This is a genomic window from Chelativorans sp. M5D2P16, assembly GCF_034427935.1.
In the GTDB taxonomy this organism is placed as follows: Bacteria; Pseudomonadota; Alphaproteobacteria; order Rhizobiales; family Rhizobiaceae; genus Chelativorans.
In genome coordinates this window covers 111124-136633 of the sequence record NZ_JAXQNM010000013.1, presented here as the reverse complement: position 1 = coordinate 136633, position 25510 = coordinate 111124, and the positions used below count along the sequence as shown (strand labels likewise).

Here is a 25510-nt window from a genome sequence, read left to right as displayed (position 1 = left end):
TCTGCTTTCTTCCCGCCAGATTTAAGCGGTTTCGCCGCGCATTTCCAGTTTTTCACGGTCGGTGAAGACTTCGTCGCCGCCGGCGAGGAACCGTTCGCGCGGCCAGGAGATGTCCACCGTCGCACCCTTGCCCTTGTCGCCGGCGTTGGAGAACACGATCGCCGCGCCGGAGCGCTCGAGCAGCGTCTTGGCAATGAAGAGTCCCAGCCCCAGCCCGCCGCCGGAACTGCCCGTGCGTCGCTTGGACATGTAGGGCTCGCCGATTCGGTCGATGATCTCGGCGGGAAAGCCGGGCCCGTCGTCGACGAGGCGGATATGGACCGTCTCGGCGTCCCAGCTCCAGATGACGTTTACCGTTTCGCGGGCGAAATCGACCGCGTTCTCCATGAGGTTTCCGAGCCCGTAGATGACGCCGGGGTTGCGCCGGCCGACAGGCTCCGGACCATCGGTCAGGCCCGCTTCCATCCTAATTTCGATACCGAAATCGCGGTGCGGCGCGGCCGTCTCCTCGATGAGCGAGGTAAGCGGCAGGCGGGCCAGATGCGCTTCGCCCTGCGAGGAAAGGCTGGTGAGCTGTTTCAGGATCTCCCGGCAGCGCTCGGTCTGCGAGCGCAGAAGCGTGACGTCCTCGCGAAAACGGGGATCCTCGGTGAGCGCCTTTTCCATCTCGCGCGCCACCAGCGCGATCGTGGCAAGCGGGGTGCCGAGCTCGTGCGCGGCTGCCGCCGCCAGCCCGTCGAGCGCCGAGATGTGCTGCTCGCGCTGCAGGACGAGCTCCGTCGCCGCCAGCGCGTTGGCCAGAAGCCGCGCCTCTTCCGCCACGCGATAGGCATAGATGCCGGTGAACGCGATCGAGGACACCACGGCGATCCACATGCCGGCGACGTACAGGAAGGGCATGGTGAGTGCCGTGCCCGGATACCAGGGCAGCGGCAGGTGGAAAAAGGCGAGCAGGCTCGTAAGCCCGACGACATAGACCCCCAGGAGCGCCGTCCAGGCGAGCGGTAGCGAGGTGGCCGAGATCACCACCGGCACCGTCATCAAAAGCGAGAAGGGGTTGGTGAGGCCGCCGGTGAGATAGAGCAGGCCCGCAAGCTGCGAGGCATCGAAGGTCAGAATGGCGAGCGCCGCAACGGGCGGCAGGAGATGCGCGGTCGGAAAGCGGAAGGTGAGATAGAGGTTCAGCCAGGCGGACGCCGCGATGAGCACGAAGCACGGGCCGACGGGCAGCGGGAAGCCCAGCCCGTAGGCCACCACCAACACGGCCACGCTCTGGCCGACGATCGCCAGCCATCTCAGCCTGATCAGCGTGTTGAGGCGCAGGCTGCGGCTGCGGCGCGTATTCGGTGTCTGTGTCTCTTCAAGCATTGGCGCCTTTATGTGCCTTCACATGCCGGCGGCCAAGTACTTTTATTGTCGCGATTTCGCGCGTCTGGTGGGGGCGGCTGTTGCCGGATCCACCGGCCAGACATGCTTGGGATAGCGCCCGCGCATGTCCGCGCGCACATCCGCCCACGAGCCGCGCCAGAAGCCGGGCAGGTCGCGCGTCTTCTGGATCGGCCGATGTGCCGGCGACAAAAGTTCGAGCGTCAGCGGCAATCCCTCCGCCACTGTCGGATGCTCCGTGAGGCCGAAAAGCTCCTGGACGCGGACGGCCAGCACGGCCTCGCCGTCCGCGTAGCGGATCGGCAGGCGGCTTCCTGTCGGCGCGGTGAAATGGCTGGGCGCCTCCGCATCCACCCGGCGCTGCAGATCATGGGGCACCAGCGCCATCAGCCCGTCGGCAAGCGCCCGGCCTGAAATGGCCGAAAGCGACGGTTCGCCGGTGAGAAACGGCAGCAGCCATCCCTCGAGCCGCTCCGTCAGCGTCTCGTCGGTCACGTCCGGCCAGGGCGTGCCCCTGGTCGCGTGCAGGAAGGAAAGGCGCGCGCGAAGGCCCTCCGCCTCCCTGTTCCAGGGCAGGACGGAAAGGCCGTGCGCGCGCACCGCGTCCAGAACCGCCCGGTTCGCCGCCTCGCCCTTAGGCGCCGGCAATGCCTGCTCGCCGAGCACGACCGCCCCCAGCCGCCGCGTCTGGCGCTGGCGCACCATGCCCCTGTCGCGATCAAACAGCGTTTCCACCTGCGTTTCGATGCGGTGGCCGAGACGGGCGACGATATCCTCTTCGCTGACCGCGGCGGCGGCGGTGATCCGCGCATTGCGCGCCTTGCCGTGAAGATCGGCCACCACCAGACAGGCTTCGCGGGCAAGCGGCTCTTCCGCGTCGATCTGCCCGCCGCGGCCATTGGCGAGCACGAAACGGCCGTAGTCGCCGCGTGCCTTTGCGACGCGATCCGGCCAGGCATGCAGCAGCAAAGGTCCTGCATGCGCGGGCGTGCCGCCTTCGCCGCCGCCGGCTGTCCGCGCCAGCCGGTCGGCCAGCCCGCGCGCCGCCTGCGCCCGCTGGCTCCGTTCGCCGGCAAAGCGGAAAAGCCGTTCGTCGAGATCGACGCTGTTTCCACCCAGCCCGCGTTCCGAAAGCAGAACGGCGAGCCGAGCCGCCACCCGGCCTTGGCCCTCCCGTGCGGCCATACTCACCATGTGCGCCAGCCGCACGGGCAGCGCGAGGCGCCGCATGGACGCGCCTTCCGCCGTCAGCCGCCCCGTTTCGTCGAGCGCGCCGAGCGTCCTCAGAAGCGCGCGCGCCTCTTCGAGCGCGGCTTGCGGCGGTGGGTCGAGAAAGGCAAGCGTCGAAGGGTCCGTCACGCCAAAGGCGGCGCAGTCGACGAGAAGCCCGGAAAGATCCGCCTCGAGGATTTCCGGCGGCGTGAAGGCGGGCAGCGCGGCGGTCTGCTCCTTGCGCCACAAGCGCAGCGCGACACCCGGCTGGGTGCGGCCTGCGCGGCCCGCCCGCTGGTCGGCCGAGGCGCGCGAAACCCGCACCGTCTCGAGCCGCGTCAGCCCGGTGTCCGGCTCGTATTTCGGCAGGCGGGAAAGCCCGCTGTCCACCACCGCCGTCACGCCGTCGATGGTGACCGACGTCTCGGCGATCGCCGTCGCCAGCACGACCTTGCGCCGCCCCTCGGGCGCGGGCCGGATTGCCGCGTCCTGCGCCTTGCCGTCGAGCCCGCCATGCAGCGGCGCGAGGTCGACCGCCACGGGCAGGCGGCCGGCAAGCGCTTCCGCCGTGCGGGCGATTTCCCGCTGGCCGGGCAGGAAGGCGAGGACGCTGCCGCTCCCCTCGGCCAAGAGCCCGCGCACCGCGCCTGCGACGGCGTCTTCCACCGGCCGGTCCGGCGCGCGCTCGGCATAGCGGATCTCGACGGGAAAGCTGCGGCCTGCGCTCTCCAGAACCGGTGCGCCGTCCAGGAGGGAAGCCACGCGCGCGCCGTCCAGCGTCGCCGACATGACGAGAAGGCGCAGATCCGGCCGCAGTGCGCCGCGCACGTCGAGCGCCAGGGCGAGCGCGAAATCGCCGTCGAGGGAGCGTTCGTGGAACTCGTCGAAGATCACCGCCGAAACCCCATCGAGCGCCGGATCGTCGATGATCATGCGCGCCAGCACGCCCTCCGTGACGACGAGAATGCGCGTTTGCGCCGACATCTTGCGCTCCATGCGCATGGCATAGCCGACCGTGCCGCCCGGCTCTTCGCCGAGAAGGGCGGCCATGCGGCGCGCGGCAGCACGGGCGGCGAGCCGCCTGGGCTCGAGCAGCACGATCCGTCCACCTTCGCTCCACCCCGCCTCCAGCAGCGCCAGGGGCACCAGCGTCGTCTTGCCGGCGCCGGGCGGCGCGACGAGCACGGCTTTCCCCTCGTTTCCCAAAGCGGATTCCAGCGCCGGCAGGACAGCGGTGACGGGCAGTTCCGGAAGACTTTTGCCCCTCATGCGCCGATCCTCACCACCTCACCACCCGCAGCATCCGCATCGGCCTCGTCATGGGTGACGAGCAGGACGGGCAGGCCCCGCTCGCGCGCCTTGGAAAAGACGAGCTGGCGCATCTGCTGGCGCAGTTCCATGTCGAGCTTCGAGAAGGGCTCGTCGAGAAGCAGCATGCGCGGCTGGGAGACAAGGACGCGTGCCAGCGCTACCCGCGCCTTCTGCCCGCCGGAAAGGGTCGCGGGGTCGCGTTTGGCGAGCCCGGCCAGTCCCACCTCGCCCAGCGCCTCATCGACGTGCCGCACCCGTTTCGCGCGGCCCTTCACCGTTTCCGGCAGGGCGAAGGCGAGATTGCCGCCCACGCTCATGTGCGGAAAAAGAAGCGGATCCTGGAACAGGATGCCCACGCGGCGCTCCTCGGCGGGCAGGGCGGTGATCTCAACGCCGTCGACCGTCGCCCGACCGTGCCCGGAAAAGGCGGGGTCGAGAAAACCGCCGAGATAGGCGAGCAGGCTCGACTTGCCCGCGCCCGACGGCCCCATCACGGTCAGCACGGATCCCGGGGGAACGTGGCGCGTGAGCGAAAGAAGCACGCGGCCGTCGAGTGCGATCGTCACCTTGTCGAGAGAAAGCCCTTTTGCCGCCAAGCGATCGTCCTGCCTTCACACCTGCATGCCGCGGAAGCGACGGAATATCAGCGCCGGCAGGAGCGTGGCAATGCCGAAGCCCGCCATCGGAAGCAGCATTTGCCAGAAGGCGTAGACGCCGATGACGCGCCGGTCCCCGCCCGCCGCGAGCGCAACCGCTTCCGAGGTGATCGTGGTTAGCCGTCCGGCACCCACCAGCACGGTGGGCAGATAAAGCCCCACCGAAACGGCGAAGCCGAGCGCCCCCATGGTGAGTACGGCACGCGTCATCATCGGCAGGCGCACATGCAGGATGCGCCGCCAGCGCGCCTTCCCGAACCCCGCCGCCACCCGGTCGTAGCGGCGGTCGAAGGCGTGCCACGGATCCCTGAGCGCCAGATAGGCATAGGGCATGACGAACACCAGATGCGCCAGGATGAGCGCCGGCATCGTCGCCAGGGTGCCCGTGTAGATGAGGAAGAGCTGAAGGCCGAAGACGAATGCCACCTGTGGCACGACAAGCGGCAGGAAGAGCAGCGTCAGCGCGCCGCGTCCCGGTCTGTGGCCCGTTTCCTCCTCGCGCAGCAGGCAGAGGACCGCCAGCAGGCCGGCGATCAGGGTGGAGGCGAGCCCCGCGATCAGCGTCGTGCCGAGCGGTGCCGCGAGCCGCGGCAGGGCGGTGATCCACGTCTTCAGGGAAAAGGACGACGGCAGGGCATCGGGAAATTGCCACAGGCCGCTGAAGGACCAGATCGCCAGCGTGGCAAGTCCCGCAAGCACTGCGCTCGCCGCCAGCAGGACCATGCCGAGCGACAGCCCGCGCACGACCGCGTCTTGCCGCAACCGCATCCCTCTGAATATCGCAAGCCGGCAGAGAAATGTTCCCGCCCGTTCGAGCGCGAGCCAGGCGGTCATGGCCGTTGCCGTCACGGCAAGCTGCAGCAACGCCCCGGTGGAGGCCAGATAGCGCATGGACAGGTCGGGGTCGTTCATCCACGTGACCAGCCGCACCGCCAGCGGCGCCGGCCGTGTCGGGCCCAGGATCGCCGCCACGTCCACCACGGACGTGGCGAAGGCGATGACGGCGAAGACCGGCAGTCGGATCTGTCGGTAGACCGCCGGCCAAACCCCCAGCAGGAACCCCGCCACACGGCCGTAGCCCAGCGCCGCGGTGAGCATCCGGGTCTGCTGCGCAGGCACCTGCGGCAGCGCGGCAAGGGTCATCAGGAGCAGAAATGGAATCTCCTTGGCGATGAGCCCGGCCATCATGGAAAGACCGTACGGGTCGTGCACGATGAGCAGGTCGGGCGGCCTCTCCCATCCCGTCAGAGCCGGCGAGACAAGCCGGGCCAGCATGCCCGAAGGTGCAATCAGAAGGGCCAGCGCGAACGCCGCCGCCGCGTGCGGCAGGGACAAGAGCGGCGAGACCATGTGCTGCACACGTGAGAACAGCCTTGTCCCGCCCCAGCCGGCGACGAAGAGCATGACGGCAAGAAGCGAAACCAAGGCCGTAACCAGCCCCGCCGCGAGGCTGAGCACGGCGGAGGTGACGATGGCCGGCTCCAGGAAAAGCGTTCGGAAATGGGCAAGGGTCCACTCCGTCCCGCCAAGCACCGGCAGAAAGCCGAACGCCGGCAAAACGGTTCCCGCCAGGCCGAAAGCGACCGGCCCGGTGAGCAGGAGAATGGTGAGCGGTGGTCCAAGACGTGTCAGCATCAGCGCCGTCCGGGTATGAATTGTCGCGTCAACTATGAGAAGGCACTCGCGCCGTATTCGCCGGCGCCGCAGTGTCGCGCGAACATCCACCTTTCGTCATCCTCGGATTCCATCCGAGGATTCATGCCGGAACAACCTAGCTGCGGTGACGGAGTGGTGCCGCTTGTCAGACTCGAACTGACGACCTCCGCATTACGAATGCGATGCTCTACCAACTGAGCTAAAGCGGCGACCGATGGCGCTTTCGCGCCGATGCGCCGGCTGATACAGGCATTGCGCCGCAAGATCAAGTAAAACCCGGAGCGGAAATCGCCGACGCTGCCCGAGCGCCTCCGTGGCGGAACACCTCGCACCAAAGGGAATGGACTCTTCGCGATCGTGAGATAATGTGCAACCATGTTGGCCAATGGCAACTGGCGGCAATTCTAGGAGGGAATAAATGGCGGAAGTTTCGATGACGGTGAACGGCCGCAAGGTTTCGGACACGGTGGAGGATCGCACGCTGCTGGTTCATTTCCTGCGCGACAATCAGGGCCTCACCGGCACCCATGTCGGCTGCGACACCTCGCAGTGCGGCGCCTGCGTCATCCACCTCGACGGAAAGGCGGTGAAGTCCTGCACGATGCTGGCCGCCCAGGCCTCGGGCAGCGAGGTGCTGACCATCGAGGGGCTGGCGAAGGATGGGGCGCTGCACCCCGTGCAGGCGGCCTTCAAGGAGCACCACGGCCTGCAATGCGGTTTCTGCACGCCGGGCATGATCATGGCCGCCGTCGACATGATCAACCGCCATCCGGAAGGACTCGACGAGAAGACCGTGCGCGATGAGCTGGAAGGCAACATCTGCCGCTGCACCGGCTATCACAACATCGTCAAGGCGATCCTCGCAGCCTCGGAGGCGATGGGAGGCAAGGCGAAGGCCGCGTAGGGCAATAAAGCAGTAAGGCAACAGGGCAAGTGGGGGAGCAAGGCGGTAGTGCAGAGTGACTGGACAAGGTGGGCGGCTGCTGTGCTGCCCTACCGTCCCATTCCACTCATCTGCCGCGTCCCCTGACATCCGGGAGGTTCACCATGGGAATCGAAGGCATCGGCGCGCGCGTGGCGCGCAAGGAGGATAAACGCTTCATCACCGGGCTCGGCCGCTATGTCGACGACATGGTGGTGCCCGGCATGAAGCAGGCCGTGTTCGTGCGCAGCCCGCATGCGCATGCGGCGATCAAGAGCATCGACACGGCCGCGGCAAAGGACATGCCCGGCGTTATCGACGTGCTGACGGGCACGCAGCTCAAGGACGACGCCATCGGCAATCTCATCTGCGGCTGGATGATCCACTCCAAGGACGGTTCGCCCATGAAGATGGGCGCATGGTCGCCGTTGGCGGTGGACCGGGTGCGCTATGTAGGCGATGCGGTGGCGATCGTGATCGCCGACACCCGCGGCCAGGCACGCGACGCGGCGGAGGCCGTCGAGATCGATTATGAGGAGATGCCGGCCGTCACGGACGCGGTGAAGGCACTGGAGCCCGGCGCCCCGCAGCTCCACCCCGAGGCCGAGAACAATCTGATCTTCGACTGGGAGATCGGCGAGGCGGCGGCGACCGACAGCGCCATCGAGGGCGCGGCCCACGTCACGCGCGTCAAGCTCGTCAACAATCGGCTGGTGCCCAACGCGATGGAGCCGCGCGCGGCGCTTGGCCACTACGACATGGCCGAGGACCACTTCACGCTCTGGACCACGAGCCAGAACCCGCATGTGGCGCGCCTCGTCATGAGCGCCTTCTACAACGTGGCGCCGGAAAACAAGCTGCGCGTGATCGCCCCGGATGTCGGCGGCGGCTTCGGCTCCAAGATCTTCATCTATCCCGAGGAAGTGGTCTGCCTTTGGGCCTCCAAGCGCACGGGCGTGCCGGTGAAATGGGTGGCCGACCGCACCGAGAGCTTCCTGTGCGACGCCCACGGCCGCGACCACGTGACCGAGGTGGCGATGGCCTTCGACGCGGACAACCGCATCGTCGGGCTGAAGGTCGACACGATCGCCAATTTCGGCGCCTACATGTCGCTCTTCTCCTCCTCCGTGCCGACCTACCTCTACGCCACGCTGCTTTCGGGCCAATACGCGATCCCGCAGATCCACTGCAATGTGCGGGCCGTCTACACCAACTCCGCACCGGTGGACGCCTATCGCGGCGCCGGACGGCCGGAGGCAACCTATGCGCTGGAGCGCACGATGGAGACGGCGGCGCGCGAGCTCGGCGTGCCGCCGGCGGAGCTCAGGCGCAAGAACTTCATCCGTGAATTCCCGCACCAGACGCCCGTCATCATGAATTATGACGCGGGTGACTATGAAGCCTCGCTGGATGCGGCCATGCGCGAGGCCGACTATGCCGGCTTCCCCGCCCGGCGTGAGGAGGCGAAAAAGCGCGGCAAGCTGCGCGGCATCGGCATGAGCTGCTACATTGAGGCCTGCGGCATCGCGCCGTCCCAGGCCGTCGGCTCGCTCGGCGCCGGCGTGGGCCTTTGGGAGTCGGCCGAAGTGCGGGTGAACGCCGCCGGCACCATCGAGGTGCTGACCGGCTCGCACAGCCACGGCCAGGGGCACGAGACCACCTTCGCCCAGGTCGTCGCCTCGCGCTTCGGCGTGCCGATCGAGCAGATCTCGATCGTCCATGGCGACACCGACAAGGTGCAGATGGGCATGGGCACCTACGGTTCGCGCTCCGGCGCCGTAGGCATGTCGGCCATCGTCAAGGCGCTGGACAAGGTGGAGACCAAGGCCAGGAAGATCGCCGCCCACCTTTTGGAGGCCGACGAGAGCGATATCGTCATCGAAAACGGCGAGGCCAAGGTGGCCGGCACCGACCGCTCGCTGCCCTGGGCGCAGGTGGCGCTCGCCGCCTACACCGCGCACAATCTGCCCGACGGCATGGAGCCGGGGCTGAAGGAAGGCGCCTTCTATGATCCGACCAATTTCACTTTCCCTGCCGGCTGCTACATCGCCGAGGTGGAGGTGGATCCGGAGACGGGGCACACGGACATCATCCAGTTCGTCGCGGCCGACGATTTCGGCAACATCATCAACCCGCTGATCGTCGAGGGACAGGTGCATGGCGGGCTGGCGCAGGGCATCGGCCAGGCGTTGCTGGAAGGCTGCACCTACGATCCCGCTTCCGGTCAGCTCGTCACCGCCTCCTATATGGACTACACCATGCCGCGGGCGGGCGACCTGCCCTCCTTCCAGGTGTTGACCACCAACACGCCCTGTCCCGGCAATCCGCTGGGCGTCAAGGGCTGCGGCGAGGCCGGCGCCATCGGCTCGCCGCCGGCGATCATCAATGCGATCACGGATGCGATCGGAAACAACGATCTGACCATGCCGGCCACGTCGGAAAAGGTGTGGGCGGCGATGCAGAGCGCACAGTGAACGGTGAAGTGGTGATGGTGCGGCGCAAATCTTTCAGCGCCGCATCCACCCGAGTTCCCATTCACCATTCACCCTGAGAGGAGAACAGGATGTACCAGACGACCTATCACCGGGCTTCCTCCGTTTCCGAGGCGGTGAAAGCGCTCACCGAGGCGGATGACGGCAAGTTCGTCGCTGGCGGGCAGACGCTCATCCCCACCATGAAGCAGCGGCTGGCCGCGCCGTCCGATCTCGTCGACCTGCGGCACATCGCGGAACTGAAGGGCGTCACGGTTTCCGGCGACAGCGTGAAGATCGGCGCCGGTACGACGCATGCCGAGGTGGCGAGCGATGCCGCGCTCGCCAGGGCCTGCCCCGCGATCTGCCATCTGGCCGGCCATATCGGCGATCCGCATGTGCGCCATATGGGCACCCTCGGCGGCTCCATCGCCAACAACGATCCCGCGGCCGACTATCCGGCGGCGCTGCTGGCCCTCGGCGCCACCGTCCATACCAGCAAACGCGAGATTGCGGCGGACGACTTCTTCACCGGCCTCTTCGACACCGCCCTCGAAGAGGACGAGATCGTCACCGCCGTTTCCTTCACCGTTCCGGAGACGGCGGGCTACGCCAAGTTCCCGAACCCGGCTTCGCGCTATGCGTTGACGGGCGTCTTCGTCGCCAAGCGCGGCGACGGTGTGCGTGTGGCGGTGACGGGCGCCGGAGAGGACGGCGTCTTCCGCGCCGACGCGATCGAGCAGGCGCTTGCATCCTCCTTCGCGCCGTCGGCGCTCGACGCCGTGCGCGTGCCGGCGGACGGGCTGATGTCCGACATTCACGCTTCCGCCGAATACCGGGCGAACCTCGTCGTGGTGATGGCCAAGCGGGCGGTCCAGGTGGCCGCCGGCTGACGCCGCGCGTTCGACCGACGGAAAGGCTCCCCTCCCCGCGCGGGAGCCTTTTCTTTTTGCCGTTGGGGCGGCTTACTCTTCGATCTGCTCGCCCTCGGGCGAGACCAGGTACCACTCGCCGCCGAAGCTCTCGATATCCTGGCCCGAGGTGGCGCCCGCCCCCTCGTCCCTGGCGAAGTAGTAGAGCGGCCAGCCATTATAGGTGACCATTATCTGGCCTTCATGATCGATCGTGCCGAGGAGCGAGGCGTCGGCCATGTCGCCCGCCTGCGGCTCACCCTGGGTGTAGAAGGGCGGCCATGCATCCAGGCACTCGCCTTCGCAGGACACCTGCGCCTGGGTGTCGCCCTGGCCCTGCGTATCGGCGGTGAAAAGATAAAGGGCGCGCCCTTCGCCGTCGGTCAGGTACTGGCCGTATTCCTCACTTTCGGCGACCTGAACCATTGCGGCGTCCTGAGCAAAGGCGGGCACGGCGGGGAGCATCAACGCCGCAACCGCGATCGAAGTCGTGATCAGCCTCGTCATGGCTTTCTCCTTTCATGACTGCTGCCGTGCCCTAACAACTGACCGCAGGATTCGTTCAGAATTGACGCTTTAAGCCAGGCGCCGCGGGAAAGGTGATTGAACCGCTTGTCGGAACCCGGTCCGCCAGCGAGCCGTTGACTGCTTTTACGGAGCCACGGCCATGTCAGCGTATGCCCGCTTTGCAGCCATGATCGTTACCGCAGTCATGGTGATGTACGGCGTGATGTATCTAAATACCTACAGTCTTGACCACGTCTACTGGAGCGAAACGCGAGTCTATATGGCTTTCCTCATGGGCGCCACGATGGCCGTCGTCATGCTTTTCTTCATGCTCCACATGTACACCAAGCCTGCCGCGAACATCACAGTCCTGCTCGCTGCCGTGGCGATTTTCGCTGCGGCACTCTATCTTGTGCGCAGTCAGCGGACGATCGAAGATGAATCCTGGATGCGTGCGATGATCCCGCATCATTCCATCGCTATCCTGACGAGCGAGCGCGCAGAGCTTTCCGATCCACGCGTGCGTGAGCTCGCCGACCAGATTATCGAGTCGCAGCGGCGTGAGATCGCGGAAATGAAATCCCTCCTGCGCGACTTGGGGGATAGGGAGCAGAATTGACCGAGTCTACTGCAGCATGTCCACCAGCCGGCCGGCGCCGTCGCGATAGGGATCGACCGTCGGCAGACCCATGCGCTCCTCGATCTCCCGCAGGCATTGTTGCGCGTCCTCGGCCGAGAGCGCGGCGGTGTTGACGGAGATGCCGGTGACCCTGACGTCCGGATTGACGATCCGCGCCGTCTCGAGCGCCAGGTCGCGCAGAGCTTCGAGCGAAGGCAGGGAATAATGCGGCAGGCCGCGCATATGGGTGCGGGTCGGCTCGTGGCACAGCACCAGCGCGTCCGGCCGCCCACCATGGATCAGCGCCATTGTGACGCCCGAGAAGGAGGGGTGAAACAGGCTGCCCTGGCCCTCGATCAGGTCCCAGTGGTCGGGTTCGTTGTCCGGCGTCAGCCATTCCACGGCCCCGGCCATGAAATCGGCCACCACGGCATCCAGCGGGACGCCCGAACCGGTGATCAGGATTCCGGTCTGTCCGGTGGCGCGGAAGCTCGCCTTCATGCCGCGGGCATGCATCTCGCGCTCCATGGCGAGCGCGGTGTACATCTTGCCGATCGAGCAATCCGTGCCGACGGCGAGCCATCTTCTGCCGGTGCGGGGCCTGCCCTCGGCAATCGGGTATTCCTGTTGCGGCACGCGAACGTCGAAGAGGTGGGTTCCGGCCCTGCCCGCCGCCTCGACGAGTTCGGGCAGCGCGGTAAGCCGGTTATGAAGGCCCGAGGCGATGTCCATGCCGGCTGTGGCAGCGGCGAGCAGCGTGTCGAGCCATGCGGGCGAAATGACGCCGCCGCGATTGGCGGCACCCACCACGAGCGTCTCGGCGCCGGCGGCGCGCGCCTCCTCGACGCCCATTTCGGGAAGACCGAGATCGGCCCTGCAGCCTTCGAGCCGCAACTGGCCGATACAGAATTCAGGCCGCCAGTCCTTGATTCCTTGCGCAACCTTGGCCGCCAACTGGTCCGGCGCGTCACCGAGGAAAAGCAGATAGGGCGTCTTCAGCATGCCGTCGCTCCGTCAAGAAAACCGCTCCGATAGCTGAAGCCAGCGCATCGCGCTGTCAAGCAGCGCCTTTTGGTCCAGGCACGCTTTCGGTGTGCAGACGGGACGAGGTCGTTGATTGCGCCGCCGCCTGCGGTTAACGATTGGTAAGGGACAAAAAGGCGGAGAGCCAATTGGAGGCGATCAAGAGGGCGATCAGGAGCGCGCTGGAGAAGGGCGACGCACAGGACAGGGCCTTCCGCGAAAGGGTCTACCGGCAAACCTTTGCCGCATTCGAACGCTCCATCCAGTCCAGGGGGGACCTCACGGCCGAGGACGTGCGCGCCCGCCGTGAGCGCGTCAAGGAACTGATCATCGAGATTGAAGGGGAGTTCCTCCCGGCGGCACCGGCCGAGACGCCGGCCACCCCGCCTTCACCGGAAACCGGGGCCGAACTCGATTTCGCGCCGCGCGAGGCGCGCGAAGACCGGCTTTCCGCCACGGAAGAACCCGGCGCCGGAGACCTCGGCGCGAACACGCGCGCGGATCGGGCCTACGCCTTCCAGGAAACCGGCAGGCGCCGCCTCTTTTCCATCGCTCTTGCGGCCGCGGCGCTGATCGCCGTCATTGCGGTCGGCGGCTGGTTCCTGTTTTCCGGCGGGCCGGCAGGCGAGGCAACGCCCGACACCGCGGGCCAGGAGCGGGGCGAACCCGGCCGCGATATCCAGGCCAGTGGAGACTGGATCACCGTCTTCTCGCCCAACGATCCCACCACCGCCCGCGCCGGCGGCGGCACCAGCGCCGAAGCGGTCGAGGAGGAGGGCGAGGCCTTCATGCGTATCGGCGGCGGGCCGGAAGCGCGGATCTCCTTCGACATCGGGCAGGGCATCCTGGAACGGCTCGCCGGGGAGCGTGTTGTTTTCTCTCTCTCTGCGAGGGCGCAGGAGGGAGAAGAGACGCAAATCTCGATCGCCTGCGATTTCGGCACGCTCGGCGATTGCGCACGGCGCCGCTATGTCGTCGGACCTTCGCGGACGGATTATCTGTTGGAAACGGAACTGCCCGACCGGCGGCCGAGCGGCGGCGGCACGATCACTGTCGTTCCCGACATGGAGGGAGAGGGCCGGGCGCTGGAGGTGTTCTCGGTGCGGGTGGCGACGGCGGAGTAGCGGGATAGCGAATATTCGAGGTCCTGCCGGCTTCCGCGAGTTATTCACCGCACGCCTGTCACTCCAACATCGCCTCCAGCGTCTCGATCCGGTCCGCCTCGTGGACGGGCTTGTCCCACCTGAGCCTTGAGATGCGGGGGAAACGCATGGCGATGCCCGACTTGTGGCGGGTCGAGCGCTGGATGCCCTCGAAGGCGAGTTCGACGACGAGGCCGTGGCTGCGGTCGGCGCGCACGGCACGCACGGGGCCGAACCGGTCCACCGTGTTCTCGCGCACATAGCGGTCGATCTGTCTCAGTTCCTCGTCGGTGAAGCCGAAATAGGCCTTGCCGACGGGTACCAGGACCGGATCCTCCTGCGGGCCCGACCAGACGCCGAAGGTATAGTCTGAATAGAAACTCGACCGCTTGCCGTGGCCGCGCTGCGCGTAGATGAGCACGGCGTCCACGGTGAAGGGATCGCGTTTCCACTTGAACCACGGCCCCTTGGGCCGGCCCGGCAGGTAGGCCGAATCCCGGCGCTTCAGCATCACGCCCTCGATAACCGGATGCGGTGGATTGCAGCGCTTGTCGTCGAGTTCCTCCCAGGTGCGGAACGGGACGGTAGGCGAAATGTCGAAGCGGGCGGCGGGCAGGTTCGCCACGAAGGCTTCCAGGAGTCCCCGCCGTTCCTCGAAAGTCATCGTGCGGGTGTCCCGGCTGTCGATGATCAGCGCGTCGTAGCAGCGCATGAAGACGGGATAATCCTGAAGCATTGCCCGCGAGACCGACTTGCGGTTGAGCCGCTGCTGGAGGTCGGAGAAAGTGCCGGTCTTCTCCCGCGGGTCGCCGACGAGCAATTCCCCGTCGAGCGCGGCCTCGCAATCCATCGCCTCAACCAGATCCGGGAAGGCGCCGGAGATGTCGTCGCCAGTCCGGGAATAAAGCCGCCGCACGCCGCCTTCTGAAACCGCCTGCACGCGGATGCCGTCCCATTTCCACTCGGCGGCATAGGCGGCAGGATCGAGCATGGAGAAATCCACTTCGGCCGCGGGATGTGCCAGCATGACGGGACGGAAGGGCGCCTTGGCCGCGTTCTCCGGCTTCTCTCCCTTGCCTTCGAGCCAGGCGAAGAGATCGGTGAAGGGCGGGCGCAGCCCGTGCCAGAGTTCCTCGATCGCCTGCACGTCCACGCCCCCGAGTTCCGCCAGCGCCTGTTTGGTGAGCCGCGCGGAAACACCGACGCGCAAGCCGCCGGTGGCGAGCTTGATCGCCGCGAAACGGCCGGAGGGCGAGAGCCGGTCGAGCAGCCGCGCCATGACGGCGGGTGCGTCGGAGCGACTCACCCGCGAGAGCGTGTCCACCACGTCCGACAGGCGCGGCACCCCCTCTTCCTCGGCGCCTGCCGGCCAGATGAGCGAGACCGTTTCGGCGAGGTCGCCGACATAATCATAGGAATAGGCGAAGAGGACCGAGTCCACGCGCTCGGTCGTCAGCGTGCGCAGCATGGCCGGCTTGACGGCGGGAAAGTCGAGCCCGCCGGTGAGCGCGGCTAGTCCGTAGCCGCGGTCGGGATCCGGAACGGAAGCGAAATAGTCGGTGAGGAGCCTGAGCTTGCCGTTGCGGGACGGCGTCAGCACCAGCCTGTCGAGGAGTTCGGCGAAGCGCTCCACTATTCCGCCTCGTCCTCATAGCCGGTCAGGTGCAACGGTTTTGCGGTAATGCCGTTCAGCTCGCACCAGCGCACCAGCGCCTCTTCCCTACCATGGGTGACCCAGACCTCGCCGGCGCCCGTCTCGCGGATGGTGGCGGTCAGTTCGTGCCAATCCGCGTGATCGGAGATGATGAGCGGCAGTTCGACGCCGCGCTGGCGCGCCCGCTGGCGGATGCGCATCCAGCCCGAGGCGAAACAGGCCAGGGGATCGGAAAAGCGCCGCGACCAGCGGTCCCCGAGCGTTGAAGGCGGGCCGATGACGATGGCGCCGGCAGGCGGCGGCGCCTCGTCCTTGTCGACGGTGGCGGGCTGCAACGGCCCGAGCGGCACACCGGCGCTCTCGTAATAGGCGCAAAGCCTGGAAAGCGCCCCGTGGATGAAGATCGTGCCGTCGTAGCCCGCTTCGCGCAGGTGGGCGATCACCCGCTGCGCCTTGCCGAGCGCATAGGCGCCGACGATGTGGGTACGCTCGGGAAAGCGTTCCACCGAGGCGAGCAGGTGGCCGATCTCGGTGGCCGCGTCGGCGTGGATGAAGACCGGCAGGCCGAAGGTCGCCTCGGTGATGAAAACATCGCACTTGACCGGCGCGAAGGGCGCGCAGGTGGGATCGGGGCTGCGCTTGTAGTCTCCGGAGGCGACGATGCGCAGACCGTTTGCCTCCACCGCGATCTGGGCCGAGCCCAGGACGTGCCCCGCCGGGTGAAAGGTCGCGCGCACGCCGTTAAGCGCGATCGGCTCGCCGATTGGCGCCTCCTGGGTGCTGCCGGCAAAATCGGCGCCGTAGCGCAGCCCCATGATGTCGAGCGTCTCGCGTGTGGCAAGCACCGCGCCGTGCCCGGCGCGGGCATGGTCGGCATGGCCATGGGTGATCAACGCGCGGCCGACCGGACGCACCGGATCGATGAAGAAATCGCCCGGCGGGCAATAGAGCCCCTCGGGACGGGAGCGAAGCAGATCGCGCGCTTTGATCATGCGATCAAGATAGGCCTTTTCGCCTGCGGTGGAAGAGTCTTGGCGGCGCGTCTGTTCTGCATTAGTTCTATCTTCCTTGAAACTCGAGACCGATCCCCCTTCCGGCGACAGCGCCGCCCGCCTGCCCGCGCCGTTCCGGGAGTGGTTCGCCGCGCGCGGATGGACGCCGCGCCCGCACCAACTCGAACTGCTCAAGCGCACGCAGGAAGGCCGCTCGGTCCTGCTCATCGCGCCGACGGGCGCCGGCAAAACGCTGGCAGGCTTTCTGCCGTCTCTCACGCATCTGGCCGAGCGGCCGAAACCAAAGCCGGGAGCAGCGTGGCAAGGTGTGCACACGCTGTACATCTCGCCGCTCAAGGCGCTCGCCGTCGATATCCAGCGCAACCTCACGCGGCCCGTCGAGGAGATCGGCCTCGATATCCGCATGGAAACACGCACCGGCGACACGCCGGCGCATAAGCGCCAGCGCCAGAAATACGCGCCGCCGGACATTCTCCTGACCACGCCGGAGCAACTCGCCCTTCTGATCGCCTCGCCGGACGCCGACCGGTTCTTCGCCGGTCTGCGCTATGTCGTGCTCGACGAGTTGCATTCGCTGGTCACCTCGAAGCGCGGGCACCTGCTTGCGCTGGGGCTGGCAAGGCTGCGCCGGCTGGCGCCGGAGGCGGTCGGCATCGGCTTGTCGGCCACCGTCGCCGAACCGGAGGCGCTGCGCCGCTGGCTGGTGGACCAGAACCCGGCCGGCCGGATGGCCGACATCGTCACCGTGGCCGGTGGCGCCAAGCCCGAGATCACCATTCTGGAGACGGACGAGCGCGTGCCGTGGTCCGGCCATTCGGCGCGCTACGCCATCCCCGCCGTCTACGAGGCGATCACGCGGCACAAGATGACGCTCATCTTCGTCAATACGCGAAGCCAGGCGGAGCTGCTCTTTCGCGAGCTGTGGCACGTCAACGAGGACAATCTGCCGATCGCCCTGCACCACGGCTCGTTGGACGTCGCCCAGCGCCGACGGGTGGAGAAGGCGATGGAGACGAACAGCCTCAGCGCCATCGTCGCCACCTCCACGCTCGACCTTGGCATCGATTGGGGCGATGTCGATCTCGTCATTCATGTCGGCGCGCCCAAGGGCGCGAGCCGGCTCGCCCAGCGCATCGGCCGCGCCAACCACCGCATGGACGAGCCGAGCCGGGCGATCCTGGTGCCGGCGAACCGGTTCGAGGTGATGGAGTGCCGTGCCGCGCTGGAGGCCAATTATCTGGGCGCGCAGGATACGCCGCCTCTGGGCGAGGGCGCGCTCGACGTGCTCGCGCAGCACGTGCTGGGGCGGGCCTGCGCCGGGCCTTTCGACGAGGCGGAATTCTTCGAGGAGGTGAGAAGTGCCGCGCCCTATTCCGGGCTCGACGCCGGGACCTTCTCGCGCGTGGTCGAATTCGTCGCCACGGGCGGCTATGCGCTCAAGAGCTACGAGCGCTATGCCCGCATCCGGCGCATGAAGGACGGCCGCTGGCGCATCACGCACCCGCGCGTGGCGCAGCAATACCGGCTCAATATCGGCACCATCGTCGAATCGCCGATGCTCAATGTACGGCTGGTGCGTGGCGGTGGTCGCCAACGCGGGGGCATGGTGCTGGGCAAGGTGGAGGAATATTTTCTGGAAACGCTGGCGCCGGGCGACACCTTCATGTTTTCCGGACGCATCCTGCGCTTCGAGGGCATTCGCGAGAACGAGGCATTCGTGACCAGCGCGTCGGGTCAGGACGCCATGGTTCCGGCTTATGCCGGAGGCAAGTTTCCGCTGTCGACCTATCTGGCGGGCGAGGTGCGTGGGATGCTCGCCGATCCGGATCGCTGGCGGACGCTGCCCGAGCAGGTCTCCGGCTGGCTGCGGATCCAGCAAGAGAAGTCGGTGCTTCCGCGCAAGGAAGACCTCCTAGTGGAAACCTTCCCGCGCGGCGATCGCTCCTACATGGTGGCCTATCCGTTCGAGGGGCGGCTTACGCATCAGACGCTCGGCATGCTGCTCACCCGGCGGCTGGAGCGCGCCGGTGCCCGGCCGCTCGGCTTCGTCGCCACCGACTATTCGCTGGCCGTCTGGAGCCTCGGCGACATGGGAGGCATGATTCGCCGGAAGGCGCTTTTTCTGGCCGAACTCTTCGACGAGGACATGCTGGGCGACGACCTGGACGCCTGGCTAGCCGACAGCTGGCTCATGAAGCGCACCTTCCGCAATTGCGCCGTCATCTCCGGCCTCGTGGAGAAGCGCCATCCGGGGCAGGAGAAGACCGGCCGCCAGGTGACTGTCTCGGCCGACCTTATTTACGACGTCTTGCGCACCCATGAGCCCGACCACATCCTGCTTCAGGCGACCTGGCGGGATGCGGCTACCGGCCTGCTCGACGTCGGGCGTCTCGGCGAGATGCTGTCGCGCATCCGTGGCCGAATCGTGCATAAGGATCTGGACAGGATCTCGCCGCTGGCGGTGCCCGTCATGCTGGAGATCGGCAGGGAGCCGGTGGCGGGCAGCGCCAACGAATCGTTGCTGGGCGAGGCAGCGGAGAACCTGATCGAGGAGGCCATGGGCGGCGTATGAATGTGGTGAGCAGGATCGAAGCGGCCGCGCACGGCCCCGTCGAGATCGCAATGGCCGGCGAGCGCATGGTCTGCGACCCTTCGGGCGCGCTCTACCTGCCCGCCGACCGGCTGCTCGTCGTCTCCGATCTGCATCTGGAAAAGGGCTCCTCCTATGCCCGGCGGGGCAGCATGCTGCCGCCCTACGATACGGCGGCCACGCTGGCACGGCTTGCGGACGTCGTGGCGCGGCTTCGGCCGGCGGTCGTCGTCAGCCTCGGCGACAGCTTTCACGACGATGGCGGCGCCGGGCGCATGCCGGAACCCTTCCGCGAGCATCTTCTGCAAGTAATGGAAGGCCGGGAGTGGTACTGGATCGCCGGCAATCACGACCCGGCCGCGCCCGATAACCTTCCGGGCCGCTGTGTGGACGAGCTTGCGCTCGGCGATCTCACCTTCCGCCATGAGCCTTCGAAAGGCGGCGGCGAGGGCGAGATCGCCGGGCATCTGCATCCGGGCGCCCGCATCGTGCGCCGCGGCCGCTCCGTGCGCCGCGCCTGCTTCGCCTCGGACGGAAGGCGCCTTGTCATGCCCGCCTTCGGCAGCCTCACCGGCACGCTCAACGTGCTCGACCGCGCCTTCGCCGGTCTTTTCAAGCGCGAGTCTCTGACCGCCTACATGCTGGGGGCGAACCGCGTCTACCCGATCGCGGGCGGCGCGCTGCGGCCAGCATGAGCTAGCTATCTAACTTTCGCAATTTTGAACGGAAAACCGGCTTCCACTTTTCCTGGAATTGCTCTTAATCCCGCCGGAAGACCAGGCGGCCCACCCATCCCGTTAAGATGGCCACGAAAACGGCGCCGAGCCCGTAGAGCAGCCCGTTCTGGTGGGCGAACTCGAAGATGCGTTGCTCGATACCGGCCTTGCGGATGGTCAGCGCCGCCGAGGTTTCGCGTACGAAGGTGCCGTTGCGGAAGAGGAAGGCGCGTGCCCGGTGCGTGCCCACGGGAACGTTGGGGGCAAGCTGCAAGGTGGCGCGGAACAGGCTGCGCGAAAGGAACTGCACCCCGCCGGGGCGCTCCACATAGAGCCCCGCGGCCAGCTTGCGGGCGCGCAGGGCGGCCGTGAATTCTTGGATCGTCTGCGGATTGCCGTCCGCGTCGAGCGGCTGCAGGCGCACATTCTCGACGCGAAGCGCCAGCCGCTCGTAATTGGCGGTATCCGTGATGTCCTGCGGCTGGCGTGTCAGGGCGACGGAATAGGACGCCGGCACATCGCGAAAGACGAGGGAATGGGTATTGATCCACATCCCCAGAACGCGCGTCTTCTTGCGCACGACGGTCGTACGCGGCGGGCCCTCCAGGACGACGATCACATCATAGCCGCCCTGCCGGCTGATCAGCGGGTCGATGTCGTCGACGGCACCGAAGATCGTGAGGTTGGCTCCGGCGAAATCGGAGGTGATGGAAACGCGGTCGGTGGAAAGGCCGATCTGGATGTCCTCGCTCGGCGCTTCCTGGCCGAACGCGCTGCCCGCCAGCGCAGCCCCGAGGAAAAGCATGATGGCGGCGGCGAGCGGGGCCATCATTCCTCAAACCCCTCCGGTGGCGAGCGAATAGAGACTCGCGGGCCGCACGAAGAGGTCGAAGGCAAGGCGGAGCGCCACGGCAAGGACCAAAAGAGCGAGGAGCGCGCGCAGCTGTTCGCCGCGCAGCCGCTGGCCGACCCGCGCGCCATACTGCGCCCCGGCCACACCGCCCACCATCAGCAGGAAGGCCAGCACGATGTCGACCGTCTGGTTTGCCGTCGAATGGATGACGGTGGTGAAGGCGGCGACGAAGACGATCTGGAACAGGGACGTGCCGATGACGACATTGGTCGGCACCTTGAGCAGGTAGATCAGCGCCGGCACCATGATGAAGCCGCCGCCCACGCCCATGATCGACGCCAGGAAGCCGATGATGGCGCCGATCCCGACGATGGGAATGACGCTGACGAAGAGCTTGGAGGCGCGAAACCGCATCTTGAGCGGCAGGCGGTGGATCCAGTTGTGCTGACCTGGCCGCCGGAGCGTGGCGCCTTGCCCGCGCTTCGCGCGGCGGATCGCGCGCACGCTCTCGATCAGCATGAGGCCGCCGATGGAGCCGAGGAAGGCGACGTAGAGCAGGGAGACGATGAGGTCGAGCTGGCCGAGTCGGCGCAGATAGGCAAAGACGTAGATGCCGAGCGAGGATCCCACGACGCCGCCTGCCAGAAGCACCAGCCCCAGCTTCACGTCGAGCGAGCCGCGCTTGAAATGGGCGAGCGCCCCGGAGAACGACGAGGCGATGACCTGATTGGCGCCGGTGGCCACCGCGATCGCCGGTGGAATGTTGTAGAAGATCAGGAGCGGGGTGATGAGGAAGCCACCGCCCACCCCGAACATTCCCGAGAGGAAACCGACCGCGCCCCCCATGGCGAGTAGAACCACCATGTTGACGGATATTTCCGCGATCGGGAGATAGATGCCCACCCGCGACACCAAAAGCGTTGTTTTCCAATGCGCAACGGGACCGCTGCGCACATTCGACTATTGTTCGTTCTTGCGCCTACAGCGTCGCGAAGTCAAACGTGCCGGGGCGGAATACTTTGAAAACCCGCATGAAATTGCGCAGCAGCAGTGGCCCCCGCGCGCCGCTGCTTCCTATTGCGAAGCCTCCTGACGCTCGAGCAGCGCCCGCACCAGCTTGGCGTCGATCTCGCCCGTCTCCGCCATCCCGTTTTCCTTCTGGAAGGCCTTGATCGCCGTGCGCGTCCGTGCCCCCAGCACACCGTCGGCGGGACCGGCTTCGTAGCCGCTGTCGTTGAGGATGCGCTGAATGTTGGCGACGGCCTTCTTCAGATCGACGCTGCCGGTGACGGTCTCGTCGGGCAGCCACGCGTCCGGAATGTCAACCACATTGGCCGCCGGGTCGGCCTCGCGCGCTTCCCAGAGTTTCGCCTTGCCCTGCGCCTTGGCGAGATCGGCGGGCGCCATGGTTGCGGCAATCTCGTCGCGCTTGACGGCGGCGTCGGTGTCGCCCGCCCGGGCGACGATGTCGAACCACTTGTATGCCTCACTCAGGTCGCGCCGCATGCCGACGCCCTTGGCGGCCAGGATGCCCAGGTTGAACTGGCTGTCGGTGACGCCGAGGTCGGCTGCTTCCTGGAACCAGCGGGCGGCGGACTCGTTGTCCGGCGTGCCGTCCGCGCCCATGGCGAACAGGACGCCGAGATTGTGCATGGCGCTGGCGTTGCCCTGTTCGGCGGCAAGCTGGTACCACATCTTCGCCTTGGCGATGTCGCGCTCGATCCCGCTGCCCTTTTCGTAGAAGTGGCCGATGCGGTATTGCGCAGCCGCAAGGCCCAGCTCCGCGGCCTTCTCGTACCACCGGGCGGCCTCGGCCATGTCCTGCTCGACCCCGACCCCCTCCGCAAAGCGGTTGCCGAGTTCGTAGAGTGCGGCCACTTCGCCGTTCGCCGCCGCCTTGCGCAGCGCTGCCGGCCCGATCTCGCCGGGAATTTCCAGCGGCTCCGGAACGGCGGTTTCAATCGCCGTGTCCGCCTGTGCCTCGTCATCCTGGTGTGCGGTCGGCGCTGCCGGCTCCTCGCCCGCTTGGCTTTCGTCCTGCGGCGGCGGCTGCGTGCTTATGGCGGCGGTCTCGATACTTTCGACCGAGGGCTCGGACATTCCGGCGAAACGTGCCGGGACGGCACCTTGCGTATCTGGTGCGGCGTCTTGCATATCCGGTGCGGACGTCGCCTGCGCCTGCACTTCGACTTCCGCCGACGGCGCTCGCTCTGCCACCTGCTCCTCGCCGGGTATCGTCGCGCGCAGATAGTACAGCCCGCCGGCAACGATAATGGCGCCGGCGGCCGCCAGGAGAAGAGTTCTCTTGCGGCCGCGCAGAAGACCGCCCTTGCGGACCTTCTCCGATTCCCCGCCCTTGCGATCCTTCAGCATTTCCGCTTCCGCCGCGGCCGCCTGCGCGGCACGGCGCGCGGCGGCGATGAAGTCGGCCTTGGCGGTGTCGTCGCGCTCGGCCTCGTTCCGCTCGCGTTCGTCGCGCACACGGCGAATGATGGCGTTGAGATCGGGTGCGCCCGAACCGGGCTCCAGCGGCTCGTCGGCGTGTTCGGCGCCCAGCGTGACGGCGCCCTCGTCGCCTTCGGCCGTCTCGGCGACAGACGGCTCCTTGCGGGCCGGTGCCTCCTCTTCCCGCGTGCGCCCGCCAAAGGCGCGCGAAAGGCCGCCGAGCAACGATTGTCTCGTCTCCTTGGAGCGCAGGGAGCCATCATCCTCCTTGAGCGCGGCATCGGCCGCTTCGGTCGCGGCTTGCGCCGGCGTCCGCGGGGCTGGTGGGACGGTATCGGCGTGATCGGACGTGTCGGAATGCGCAGGAGCGGCATCGACGGGGCCGGCGGCAACGGCCGTCGCATCCTCAGGGCCCGCCTGTTCGAGGGAGCCCAGCCTCTCGACGATCTTGAGCAGCGTGTCGTGAATGGCCTCAAAGGTCTTGCTGTTGCGCTCCTCCGACTTGCGGGCGAGTGCTTCGAGCCGCTGCAGGTCGTCCTTCAGGCTGTCGTCGCCCGCCTCGGCATGGGCCGGCCCGAGCGACTGCACTGCCTGCTCGGCCGCCCTGCGAGCCGCGTCCAGCATTCCGGCCCTGCTTTCGCCGATGGAGCGTTCGATGCTCTCCAGCCGCGGCGCCAGCGCCTCGAATCTCTGCTCGTCCGCGGCCGGACGCGCCAGGTGCGCCGAAAGGGCAGCGATCTGGCTCTCGAGGTTGCCGATGGTTTCCGGATCGACGCTCGGGCCTGCGGACGCGGTGTCCCGCAGCCGGTCGGAAATATCCTCCAGCCGCGCCTCGAGAACGCGCAACGCTTCCGATTCGCCGGGCTCGCGCGCATTGTCGATGTGGGCGGCCAGTTCGGCGAAACGGCTGTCCATCGCCGCCATGAGACCGGATTCGTCCACGCCGGAGCCGGCCCTGTCGAGCCGCTCGGCCACGTCCTGCAGTCGCCGCTCCAGGTCCTGCAGCAGGCCCTGGCTGTGCATGAGCGCGTCCTCCTGGCGCTGCTCGACCATCCTGGACAGGGCGGCGAAGCGCTCCTCGAGGCCGAGGAACAGGCCATCGGCGTCGGGCGGCAAGGGTGCGGCGTCGAGCTTCTGCGCGATCTGCGCGACATGGGTGGCCAGCCGCTCCACCGCCTGCTCCGGCAGATCGATGCGGCGGGCGATCTCATCCACGCGGTCGGTGAGATGGTTGAGCCGCTCGATCACCATGCCGTCGGGCGCGGCCTCGACGAGCTCGTTGATCTGGTTGGCCAGCGAAGCGATGCGCGCCTCGATCCGTTCAAACGGCCGCGGGTCGAAGGCGGCGCGCGCGGTGGACGCGGTGATGGCGCGCGAAATCTCGTCCATCCGTTCCTCGATCAGCGCACGGAGGTCCGGTTGTCCGCGGTCATGCTGGAGGGCGAACTGGTCGAGGGAATCCGCCAACGCCTTAACACGCTCTTCCAGCGAGCGGAGCGGCAGCGTTTCGGGCAGCCTGTCCACCGCCGCGCTGATTTCGGCCAGGCGGGCATGGAGGGTCTCCATACCCGGGTTTCGCCCTTCCTGCGCGCGGGGCGCCATTTTGTCCTCGACGGCGTTCCAGCGCTGGTCGGGCGAGCGCACGGTCTCCTCGCGGGCGAGGTTGGCGAGCGAGGCCCTGACCTGCTCCAGCTCCAGCCGCAGAAGATTGGCATTGCGGTCGTCGCTGCGCTCGGCCAGAAGCGCGATCGCTCGGGAGAGGCGCGCAAACTCGGCGTTCAACTCGTCGGTGAGAGGCGACGGCGGCACGGCTTCCATGATGCCCGACAGTTCCTTGCGCAACTGGTCGAACTCGCCGCGCAGGCTGGAGCCCACCATCGAGCGCATTTCCTGACGCAGGGACCCCAACTCGGCGGCGATGTTGCCGATGGATGCGCGCTGGTCCTCCTGGCGCCGGGCGTCCTCGATCTCCCGGGCGAGCCGTTCCTGGCCGGCATGCGGTGTCTTGTCTATTGCGGGATCGGGCCGCCGGTTGGCGGGCTCGGCGGCAAGCGCCTCGTCCGAGAGGCGCTGGATGCGCCGTGCCATATCCTCGTCGCCGCCGGTGGCCTCGCGCCGTTCGTCGCCGCCCAAACGCCGTTCCAGCTTGTCGAGCGTGCGGTTGATCTCTTCGAGGGCAGTACCGGACCTGCGCTGCCGCCCCGCATTCAGGTTGTCCAGGTAGGACCGCTTGCTGCTCATAACGCCCGCCTCTCCGCGGCTGTCGGCACGCCGCAATTACAAACGACACGCGGGGAAACACTGGGTCCGGCCGCCGTGATGGCCTTGCGGTTCCACGAGGTTCCCCTCGATCGGCACCCCGCGATCAGCGAAGCAGACTGCGGGGAAGGTCCGACGCGGCAAGAATCGCCAATCGTGGTAAA

General features: G+C 67.3%; 18 protein-coding genes and 1 tRNA gene. 7 read left to right on the top strand and 12 right to left on the bottom strand.

The window, feature by feature from the left end; genetic code table 11:
• Nucleotides 1–21: 21 nt before the first annotated feature.
• The 5 genes from SIN08_RS07870 to SIN08_RS07850 all read right to left on the bottom strand — a co-directional run bounded on the left by SIN08_RS07870 (nt 22) and on the right by SIN08_RS07850 (nt 6430).
• Complete coding sequence (locus tag SIN08_RS07870) at nt 22–1368, bottom strand: ActS/PrrB/RegB family redox-sensitive histidine kinase (RefSeq protein WP_322451019.1); 1347 nt, start codon at nt 1366–1368, stop codon at nt 22–24.
• Nucleotides 1369–1410: 42 nt separating this feature from the next.
• The gene (gene hrpB / locus SIN08_RS07865; protein ID WP_322451018.1) at nt 1411–3867 is read right to left on the bottom strand and encodes an ATP-dependent helicase HrpB; all 2457 of its coding nucleotides are present in this window, start codon (nt 3865–3867) and stop codon (nt 1411–1413) included.
• Nucleotides 3864–4505: an ATP-binding cassette domain-containing protein gene (locus SIN08_RS07860; RefSeq protein WP_322451017.1), complete on the bottom strand. Its 642-nt coding sequence runs from the start codon at nt 4503–4505 to the stop codon at nt 3864–3866. Before SIN08_RS07860 ends, hrpB begins: the two co-directional genes overlap by 4 nt.
• 15 nt (nt 4506–4520) lie before the next feature.
• A complete protein-coding gene (locus SIN08_RS07855) occupies nt 4521–6200 on the bottom strand; it encodes an ABC transporter permease (protein ID WP_322451016.1) in 1680 nt (559 codons plus the stop codon).
• A 154-nt stretch (nt 6201–6354) separates the two neighbouring features.
• Nucleotides 6355–6430 (bottom strand) — tRNA-Thr (locus tag SIN08_RS07850).
• Between the two features lie 209 nt (nt 6431–6639).
• On the opposite strand from SIN08_RS07850, the gene SIN08_RS07845 reads away from it, so the two are divergent.
• From SIN08_RS07845 to SIN08_RS07835, 3 genes are all read left to right on the top strand, one after another.
• Complete coding sequence (locus SIN08_RS07845) at nt 6640–7125, top strand: (2Fe-2S)-binding protein (protein ID WP_322451015.1); 486 nt, start codon at nt 6640–6642, stop codon at nt 7123–7125.
• A gap of 143 nt (nt 7126–7268) precedes the next feature.
• Nucleotides 7269–9617 carry a xanthine dehydrogenase family protein molybdopterin-binding subunit gene (locus tag SIN08_RS07840; RefSeq protein ID WP_322451014.1) on the top strand — a complete coding sequence of 783 codons (2349 nt, stop codon included), beginning with the start codon at nt 7269–7271 and terminating at the stop codon, nt 9615–9617.
• An 89-nt stretch (nt 9618–9706) separates the two neighbouring features.
• The gene (locus SIN08_RS07835) at nt 9707–10507 is read left to right on the top strand and encodes a xanthine dehydrogenase family protein subunit M (protein ID WP_322451013.1); all 801 of its coding nucleotides are present in this window, start codon (nt 9707–9709) and stop codon (nt 10505–10507) included.
• A 72-nt stretch (nt 10508–10579) separates the two neighbouring features.
• Here the strand turns inward: SIN08_RS07835 and SIN08_RS07830 are convergent, their stop codons facing one another.
• Entirely contained in the window at nt 10580–11032 is a 453-nt protein-coding gene (locus tag SIN08_RS07830) for a hypothetical protein (RefSeq protein ID WP_322451012.1), read from the bottom strand.
• Nucleotides 11033–11192: 160 nt separating this feature from the next.
• Here SIN08_RS07830 and SIN08_RS07825 point away from each other — a divergent pair, with 160 nt between their 5' ends.
• Entirely contained in the window at nt 11193–11651 is a 459-nt protein-coding gene (locus tag SIN08_RS07825; RefSeq protein WP_322451011.1) for a DUF305 domain-containing protein, read from the top strand.
• Between the two features lie 6 nt (nt 11652–11657).
• On the opposite strand, the gene dgcN is transcribed toward SIN08_RS07825, so the two are convergent.
• Nucleotides 11658–12653: an N-acetyltransferase DgcN gene (gene dgcN, locus SIN08_RS07820; RefSeq protein ID WP_322451010.1), complete on the bottom strand. Its 996-nt coding sequence runs from the start codon at nt 12651–12653 to the stop codon at nt 11658–11660.
• Between the two features lie 170 nt (nt 12654–12823).
• On the opposite strand from dgcN, the gene SIN08_RS07815 reads away from it, so the two are divergent.
• Nucleotides 12824–13798, top strand: a complete 975-nt coding sequence (locus SIN08_RS07815; RefSeq protein WP_322451009.1) for a hypothetical protein — start codon at nt 12824–12826, stop codon at nt 13796–13798.
• A 58-nt stretch (nt 13799–13856) separates the two neighbouring features.
• On the opposite strand, the gene SIN08_RS07810 is transcribed toward SIN08_RS07815, so the two are convergent.
• Together SIN08_RS07810 and SIN08_RS07805 are read right to left on the bottom strand one after the other, a co-directional pair.
• A complete protein-coding gene (locus SIN08_RS07810) occupies nt 13857–15449 on the bottom strand; it encodes a cisplatin damage response ATP-dependent DNA ligase (protein ID WP_322451008.1) in 1593 nt (530 codons plus the stop codon).
• Nucleotides 15449–16459, bottom strand: coding sequence for a ligase-associated DNA damage response exonuclease (locus SIN08_RS07805; RefSeq protein ID WP_322451272.1), 1011 nt, complete (start codon nt 16457–16459; stop codon nt 15449–15451). Before SIN08_RS07805 ends, SIN08_RS07810 begins: the two co-directional genes overlap by 1 nt.
• A 79-nt stretch (nt 16460–16538) precedes the next feature.
• Here SIN08_RS07805 and SIN08_RS07800 point away from each other — a divergent pair, with 79 nt between their 5' ends.
• Nucleotides 16539–19055 carry a ligase-associated DNA damage response DEXH box helicase gene (locus SIN08_RS07800; RefSeq protein ID WP_322451007.1) on the top strand — a complete coding sequence of 839 codons (2517 nt, stop codon included), beginning with the start codon at nt 16539–16541 and terminating at the stop codon, nt 19053–19055.
• A complete protein-coding gene (gene pdeM, locus SIN08_RS07795) occupies nt 19052–19768 on the top strand; it encodes a ligase-associated DNA damage response endonuclease PdeM (RefSeq protein WP_416208033.1) in 717 nt (238 codons plus the stop codon). Before SIN08_RS07800 ends, pdeM begins: the two co-directional genes overlap by 4 nt.
• Nucleotides 19769–19832: 64 nt before the next feature.
• Here the strand turns inward: pdeM and SIN08_RS07790 are convergent, their stop codons facing one another.
• The 3 genes from SIN08_RS07790 to SIN08_RS07780 form a co-directional block, all read right to left on the bottom strand.
• Nucleotides 19833–20621, bottom strand: coding sequence for a TIGR02186 family protein (locus tag SIN08_RS07790; RefSeq protein ID WP_322451006.1), 789 nt, complete (start codon nt 20619–20621; stop codon nt 19833–19835).
• Between the two features lie 3 nt (nt 20622–20624).
• Entirely contained in the window at nt 20625–21545 is a 921-nt protein-coding gene (locus SIN08_RS07785) for a sulfite exporter TauE/SafE family protein (protein ID WP_322451005.1), read from the bottom strand.
• Between the two features lie 171 nt (nt 21546–21716).
• Nucleotides 21717–25328: a peptidoglycan-binding protein gene (locus tag SIN08_RS07780; protein ID WP_322451004.1), complete on the bottom strand. Its 3612-nt coding sequence runs from the start codon at nt 25326–25328 to the stop codon at nt 21717–21719.
• Nucleotides 25329–25510: the final 182 nt, after the last annotated feature.